This window comes from bacterium (assembly GCA_040757115.1).
Lineage (GTDB): Bacteria > UBA9089 > CG2-30-40-21 > CG2-30-40-21 > SBAY01 > JBFLXS01.
In genome coordinates this window covers 1-7,335 of record JBFLYA010000188.1, presented here as the reverse complement: position 1 = coordinate 7,335, position 7,335 = coordinate 1, and the positions used below count along the sequence as shown (strand labels likewise).

Sequence of the window (7,335 nt, the reverse complement as noted above, 5' to 3'; positions counted from 1 at the left end):
ATTGTGGAAAACAACAAATTTCCATAAATTTCTATTAGTTTCTATTAATTTCAATTTTTTTAATAATATCTCCCTATCTCCTTAATCTCCACATCTCCTTTTGTTACACCACCTGAACGCTTACGATTTTCTTGATAAGTTTATAAGCCTCCTTTACATCAAGATTTTTTGTTCCATAAACTCTTTTCCTTAGTTCTAATGCAATTTCTTGCCGTTGCTTTGGGGTCAATTGGGTCTGCTGTAAAATATTCCATTCCTCAGCCGCTTTAAAATTATTGGTTTTATAAACAATTCTTTCCATAAAATACCTCTGTTTACAGTTTCTGCAATTTTTATAATTTCTAATATGTTGAAGATAAATCCTTATTCAATAATCGCCACGGCTCTTGTCCAACCAGCTCCTGCCTTTTCTATATTTACTGGAAAACAAATAACTTTAAACCCATACGGTTTTGGTATTTTATCCAGATTTGCCATTTTTTCGATGTGGCAGTATTCCTTTTTTCTGCCGACAAAATGGGCGGGCCAGAGATATTTAGCATCCTTTGTTTTAATATAATCATCAAACATCGCCTGCCAACCGCGGTCAAAACCAAAGGCATCAATCCCCATTATCTTTACTCCTTGCTCAATTAGCCATAAAGTTGCTTCTTCAGACATTCCAGGATGATTTAGATATTCTTTACTATCTTGAAATTTATCCCAGCCGGTCATAATCAGGACGATGTCATCAGGTTTAATCTGGTAATTAATCTTTTGCAAGGCAGATTTTATATCCTCGATGGTGATAAATTCACCTGCCTTTTTATGTCTTAAATCAAGCACGACGCCATCTGAGTAGCACCATTGGAGTGGGACTTCACCAATAGTTTTAGCCGGTTTGTTTTCAGCAGTAGGACCGAAATGCCAGGGGGCATCAAGATGAGTTCCAGCATGGGTATCGGTTTTAATCTCTTCTAAGGCTATCCCCATCTGGTCAGGAAAATCTTTTGAGGTAATTCTATAGTTGCCGATTAAATAGAGGATAAAATTTTTTAGATGTCCTATGAATGAATTACTTTTACAGAGCAAAGCCCCTAATCCAAGTAAAAATGCCCCTGTCTTATGACTCATATACTTAATTTTAGGTGGGTCAGGCTCTGGACCATAACCTTTTAACGCCAAACTTAAATCTATTATCTGCATTTTATCTTTCTCTTTTTAAACCCTTCCTTCTTTTATCTTTTCCCAGATTTTAAGTTTTTCTTGAGGAAGTGTAGTTTGAATAAATTTATTTGCCTTTTCTAACCAATTCAATTTACTCTCTGCGGACATATCTTTAAATCTTTTTATATTATCTCTATTTACTCTAAAACTATATCCTTTCTTCTTCATTTTTCACCAGTTCTTTTAAATCTTTTAAGGCAGAGATATCTGCCCAATCTTGCTCTCTGCCTGCTATCTCCTTCATCTTGATTAAATCATCAATAGATACAACAGGTATTTCCATACCTTTTGCCACTACAATTTTTCTCTTTTGATAAGCATCTTCAAAAGGGATAGGCTCATATATGAAAATATCGAGATGTTCCTCATGTTTGGTCAAATGAAAAAGGGAAAAAACCTTCGCCTCTTTTTCTTCTATCCATATCTTTCTTTTCTTTACATCCTGTAACTCTTCTATTTTCACAGGCAATTTAGGTCTATAACCTAAATTTTTCATACATAAGGCAAATTTTTCTATATTTTCCTTTGAGAAGTCAACAAAAATATCTAAATCAACGGTTAATCTCACAACACCATGTAAAACAACCGCTACACCACCTACAATTAAATATCTTACCTTCTCTCTGTTTAATTCCTTGAATACATCTTCGTAGTACATACTTATTTATTCTCTATTTAAAGTTTCAAGAGGTTGACTAAAAATCAAAGTTGGCGACTTGTGGCGATATGAATAGAGGTGCATTTTTTCTCGTAGGTTACGCCTTCTATAGTTTGGTCTTGTTTGTTATGCATAATTCCCATATCAACCTGCCAATTATTATACTTACAACCTGCACCCAAGGTATAGAATACTCTATCTATGTCAATAAGATTGGTTAGACTGACTGCTTTGTCTGGCATTGGGGATGGGTCGGTAAAGAAACCTGCCCTTAGTTTCCATAATTCGTTAAGTGTATATTCTGCCCCAAGTCGAATTTTGTTTGTATCCTTCCAATCTACGGATTGAACTGTATCCTTAAGGAATAATCCGTCTTGGTTAAAACTCATCTCTTTCTTCTGCTTACTCCAGTCTGTGCGATGCCAATCTGCGGTAATGACCAGCTTTGCTTGTGGCTTATAAGCTATCCCCAGAATGTATGTCGCTGGCACCTGTTGTTTAAGCGTGAAATTTGATTTTTCGTACATCATTATCCACGGTGGTGTAATTGTTCCTGTAGGAAAAGGATATTGTGTTTTTGCATCTCCTTTTACATCAATCTTACTGCCCGTGTGATAGACAAACCCAAGGTTTAAATCAGGCCGGCACTTGCAAAATAAGCTGATTATCCCTTCAAAATCCTGACCATCGCCATCTAAATCTAAATTTTGAGTATACCCTGCTACCTTTTTCTCTGCCTTTTTTTCCAAAGTCCAATCAAGGAGGTTAATACCTGCACCGATAGAGAGCTTATCCGTTACTTGCTTAGCTACATTGAGATTATAGATTATTTCAAAACTAGATATCTCATAAGTAGCTTTTTGCACTACCTCTTTGCTATCTTCCCAGTCAGAGGAATATCCCATAGGAACATAGATTGCTCCGCTTAAAATAAATCCTCTAAAGGATGTATAACCTGCTAAAGTAGGTAAATAGGTAGTGGATTTTACATCTTTTTTGTTAAATTCGGTTGGTTCACCACCTAATTGAAAGAAAACATCTTGCTGGTCCATATTTATTTGATTCAGAGGTCTATTTGCTACTGAATTACTGTCACTTGCCTCTGCCGGGACATAATCCAGGCTAAACCCAAATCCTTTTCCTTCAAGTTGTGTTAATCCAGCAGGATTCCAGATAACCGCAGACCAATCATCGGCTAAACCAATAAAAGCCCCACCCATAGTTAATGGTCGCACGCATACCCCCGGTCCTTCAAAAGCCGCTGTCCAACCTTCTTTGACATAGCTAAGACAAAAGATGCTCATTACTACTAAAATACTTAACCATTTTTTTAACATAATAATTTACCTCCTTATTTTATTAACCCCTTTATAAGCTCAGCAACAACGGGGTTCATAATTGTTAGAGCAAGAAACATAAGGATGATCAGGAAATTCATCTTCATATCCAATCTTTTAATATCTCCTTCTAACTCTATCTTATCCTTCTCCATTTTGCCAAGTAATTCTGTTCTAAGAGCATTTATTCTTTCCTCAAATACATCCCTTGTTATAAATTCTTTTCTTATTGCCTCAAGTATCTCATCCTTTGTTGTTCTCCACTTATCTTCTACCTCCTTTGATATGCCACCCTCTAATACCCTTATTATCCTCTTTGCATCCTCTTTCCCAAACCTCTTTTCAAATGTCTCATAAGCCTCTAATGGTAATGCTACAGCCATTTAAAATACCTCCTCATTTTCAGATGTCAGCACCTTCTTTCTTCAAATTATACCATCAATCACCTCCTTAGGCAACAATTATTTTTATAATTCGTGTCCATTCATAGGTAATCGGACAAGTCTGACTTAGCTGATTGAATAAATAATAGTTACATTTCTTCTCTCAAATACCTTGATGCCTCTTCCGGTGGTGTAGGATTAATAAAAAATCCCGACCCCCATTCAAAACCGGCAATATCCGTTAATCTTGGTATTAACTCAATATGCCAGTGGAAATGTTTAAGTTGGGAAGAATCCATTTTGCAAGGTGCGGTATGAAGCATGTAATTAAATGGTGGATTATTGAGTACCGACCCTATCTTCTTAAGGATGCCACCTAAAACTTCAGCTAATGCCATTACCTCATGTCTGGTAATATCAGGAAATGTCGGGTCATGAACCCTGGGCAAAATCCAGCACTCAAATGGAAATCGTGAGGCAAAAGGTGCAATAGCAATAAAATCATTATTTTCCATAATAATTCGTTCCCCAAATTTTTGTTCCTCACGAATAATATCACAAAATACACATCTATCTTTATATTTAAAATATTGTCCGGCTCCATCCATCTCTTCGCGGATAGCTGAAGGTATAATAGGGGTAGCAATAAGTTGAGAATGAGGATGTTCTAAAGAGGCGCCGGCTTTTAGCCCATGATTTTTGAAGATAAGTATGTATTCAAATCTCGGGTCACGATTCAAGTCAATTGACCTATCCCGATATGCCCAGAGTGTTTCTTCTACCTGTCTGATTTCAATAGAACTAATGTCTGTTTCATGTTTTGGCGTTTCTATAATTACTTCATGAGCACCCGTTCCACTGACTATATCAAACATACTTATCCCCTTCTTTTCTAATGGGCTCTCTACTTGTAAAGCCGGGTATTTATTTGACACGACGCGTATCCACCAACCTGGTGTATTAGGCTGGGTCCCCGATTGTCGATAAGCAAGAATTTCAGGTGGGGTTTTTGATTCATTCCCTTCACAAAAAGGGCAGTTAGAAGATTGTTTTACCTCACTACTTATTTTAACAAAATCTGTTGGCCTTTTAGCTCGCTCGGTAGCAATAATTACCCACCGATTAGTGACCGGGTCTTTGCGTAATTCTGGCATAAAACAATTTCCTCCTCTTTAAAAAACTCGTAGGTGGTAATTCGTCATACTACCTAAACAACTATTATTATACCACAAATTGTTTCCACTGTCAATAATTTTCTCTTGCCTTTTTCCATATCTTCTGGTATAGTATTAAGTAAGGAATTCGGGATTGGGAGTTCGGGAATAAAGTAACCGTTCAGGTAGTCCTTTACCGCAGAGACGCAGAGGAACAGAGAGGAAAATATCTTTTTTTTTCGTGTTTTTCGCGTTTTTCGGTGTTTAAAAAGGCTTAAAAAATTAATAAACAACGAAAGACCCGAAATGCACAAAAAAGGAAATTTCTGTCTCTGGTGAATAGATTTTAATTTTCTTCTCTGCGTCTCTGTGTCTCTGCGGTGAACGGTTACGAATTCCCGAACCCCGATTTTTAAGGAAGATTACTAATCATCAGAATCAGGGGGGCAGAAATTATGCATAAAAAAGGCATTATTATCTACAAAGGACCTCTAACTCTAAAGACACAAGATAGCCCAAAGGCTAAAAAAATAAAAAAATTAATTGAAGAAATACCACAAACCATCTCTGACCAGACACAAAAAGAGGTATTAAAAGCCGTCAAGTATATTATGAGTAATGTAAAAATAGGCAAGGCGATTGAGGAAGAGCCATTAAAAAATGCTATCACCCAAATGGTGGAAGAGATTGTTTCTAACCCAGAGGCAATAGTCAATCTGGCAAAAATCAAGACTCATGATGAATATACCTTTGCCCATTCAACTAATGTCTGTGCCTTGACTATTTTGCTTTGTGTAAAACGAGAAATCAAGAAATCAGAAATCGAAGAAATAGCTTTAGGTGCTATGCTTCATGATATTGGTAAAACAAGGCTCGCGGAAGAAATATTACTCAAACCCGATAAATTAATGATTAAGGAATACGAAGAGGTAAGAAAACACCCTATTTATGGATATGAGATTTTAAATGAAAATAGGAGATTATCGCAAATAACAAAGTTAATTGCCTATCAACACCATGAACGATGGGATGGAAGTGGCTATCCCCAGAGTTTATCAAAAGATAAGATTCATCCATCAGTTAGATTAGTATCTTTAGTCAATTTGTATGATTCGCTAACTATGGATAAACCATATCGAAGTAAATTTCTACCGCATGATGCAATGCGACTTATTATCAGCCAATCAGGAAGTAATTTTCCGGTAAAAGATGTTAAAGAATTTGTTGATGATATGTCAATTTATCCAGCAGGTAGTTTCGTTAGACTTAATACCGGCGAGATTGGAGTAGTAACTAAAATAAATAGACATGCCGTCATAAGACCGTGGGTAAAGATATTACTCAATGAAAAAAGAGAGATTTTATATAAACCCTTTGAGATTAATTTATTTAAAGATGAACAGCGGTTCATTGTAAATTGTGTGGGGGAAGAGGTTTTGTTTGAATGAGAGAAGATAGGTGACAGAGGTTATATTGCTAAGTGAAAAGTTGGACCACTAAACAGTGGAGACATTCGATTGGATGATAAATTTTAATTGACAGAGACTAAAATCTTTGGTAAAATATTATTTAGTAGAAGAAAGATGTTGGTTAATTACATTTACTTTTTCAAGGAGGGAAGAAAAGATGCGGAAAAAACTTATAATCGCTATTACTTTATTGCTGACATTTTTATCTTCAAATTATGTTTATGCAGAACTTACTAAAGGAGATATAGAAGAGATACGACGAATTGTAAAAGAAGAAGTTAACCAGGCAGTAAATGGATTAAGAAATGAAATGAAAGGTGAAATAAATGGGTTAAGAAATGAAATGAATGCTAAATTTGAGGCTGTAGATAAAAGATTTGAAGATATGAGTAGACTTTTTAACTGGATGTTTATCTTATTAGCCGCTATTATTGCCTTAAATGGAGCAATGGTTGGGTCAGTTGTCTGGTTAGCGGTTCAAGATAGACCTATTAGTAAAAAACATTATGACCAGATTATGGTAAAGGAAGAGGAATTTGAAACTAAATTAAAAGGATTTGAGAAACTATTAAAATCACACCTTCAGCTGGCTCATACATCCTGACACCAAACTTTATATATCCGCAGATTTCACAGATTAGCACAGATTATAGGAAATAATTCATCTGTGTTCATCTGCGAAAATGTAACCGTTCACCGCAGAGACGCAGAGAAAAACACACCCCTAACCCCTCTCAAGAGGGGAAAATCTATGAACGAGACGCGGATTAACAAATCTGGCTTGCCTGCTGAACATTTGGCAAGCAGGTCAGAAGTATTTCCATGTCTGCATCAATAATCTTTTATGTGATCTAATTTAATTTCTATGTCTTCTCTGTTCCCTCTTGAGAGCTGACATTACCCGAAAAATTCATACAAAATTCCATGCTAACCTATAATATCTAACCCTAAAGAATGTTACAAATCTCCTAAAAATCTCGTCCATCTTTCTATATGCACTTACTATTACTCGATGTTCAAGTTTTTGGATAGGACTCAATATGATAGAAGTTTTTGGCACGAATTAGCTAAATAAAGAAAGGTCTTTTGCCGATAGTAGAAATAGTGTGAAGACACGAAATTTACTAT

Annotated in this window: 9 protein-coding genes; 2 read left to right on the top strand and 7 right to left on the bottom strand. The window is 35.9% G+C overall.

The genetic code is table 11. The features are described 5' to 3' along the window. Positions 1-103 precede the first annotated feature (103 nt). The 7 genes from AB1422_14285 to galT form a co-directional block, all read right to left on the bottom strand. Positions 104-301: a hypothetical protein gene (locus tag AB1422_14285; GenBank protein MEW6620480.1), complete on the bottom strand. Its 198-nt coding sequence runs from the start codon at positions 299-301 to the stop codon at positions 104-106. A gap of 62 nt (positions 302-363) precedes the next feature. Continuing rightward, on the bottom strand, positions 364-1,185 hold the full coding sequence (locus AB1422_14280) for a cyclase family protein (GenBank protein ID MEW6620479.1): 822 nt from the start codon (positions 1,183-1,185) through the stop codon (positions 364-366). A gap of 15 nt (positions 1,186-1,200) precedes the next feature. After that, complete coding sequence (locus AB1422_14275) at positions 1,201-1,374, bottom strand: hypothetical protein (protein MEW6620478.1); 174 nt, start codon at positions 1,372-1,374, stop codon at positions 1,201-1,203. Beyond that, entirely contained in the window at positions 1,355-1,864 is a 510-nt protein-coding gene (locus AB1422_14270; GenBank protein MEW6620477.1) for a DUF6036 family nucleotidyltransferase, read from the bottom strand. Before AB1422_14270 ends, AB1422_14275 begins: the two co-directional genes overlap by 20 nt. A gap of 44 nt (positions 1,865-1,908) precedes the next feature. Then, positions 1,909-3,201, bottom strand: a complete 1,293-nt coding sequence (locus AB1422_14265; GenBank protein ID MEW6620476.1) for an outer membrane protein transport protein — start codon at positions 3,199-3,201, stop codon at positions 1,909-1,911. 14 nt (positions 3,202-3,215) lie between these two features. Beyond that, positions 3,216-3,584: a hypothetical protein gene (locus tag AB1422_14260; GenBank protein ID MEW6620475.1), complete on the bottom strand. Its 369-nt coding sequence runs from the start codon at positions 3,582-3,584 to the stop codon at positions 3,216-3,218. Positions 3,585-3,733: 149 nt separating this feature from the next. Next, complete coding sequence (gene galT, locus AB1422_14255) at positions 3,734-4,738, bottom strand: galactose-1-phosphate uridylyltransferase (GenBank protein MEW6620474.1); 1,005 nt, start codon at positions 4,736-4,738, stop codon at positions 3,734-3,736. Between the two features lie 455 nt (positions 4,739-5,193). Between galT and AB1422_14250 the strand changes: the two genes are divergently transcribed. Together AB1422_14250 and AB1422_14245 are read left to right on the top strand one after the other, a co-directional pair. After that, a complete protein-coding gene (locus tag AB1422_14250; GenBank protein ID MEW6620473.1) occupies positions 5,194-6,186 on the top strand; it encodes an HD-GYP domain-containing protein in 993 nt (330 codons plus the stop codon). Positions 6,187-6,364: 178 nt separating this feature from the next. Further along, positions 6,365-6,811: a hypothetical protein gene (locus tag AB1422_14245; GenBank protein MEW6620472.1), complete on the top strand. Its 447-nt coding sequence runs from the start codon at positions 6,365-6,367 to the stop codon at positions 6,809-6,811. Positions 6,812-7,335 lie beyond the last annotated feature (524 nt).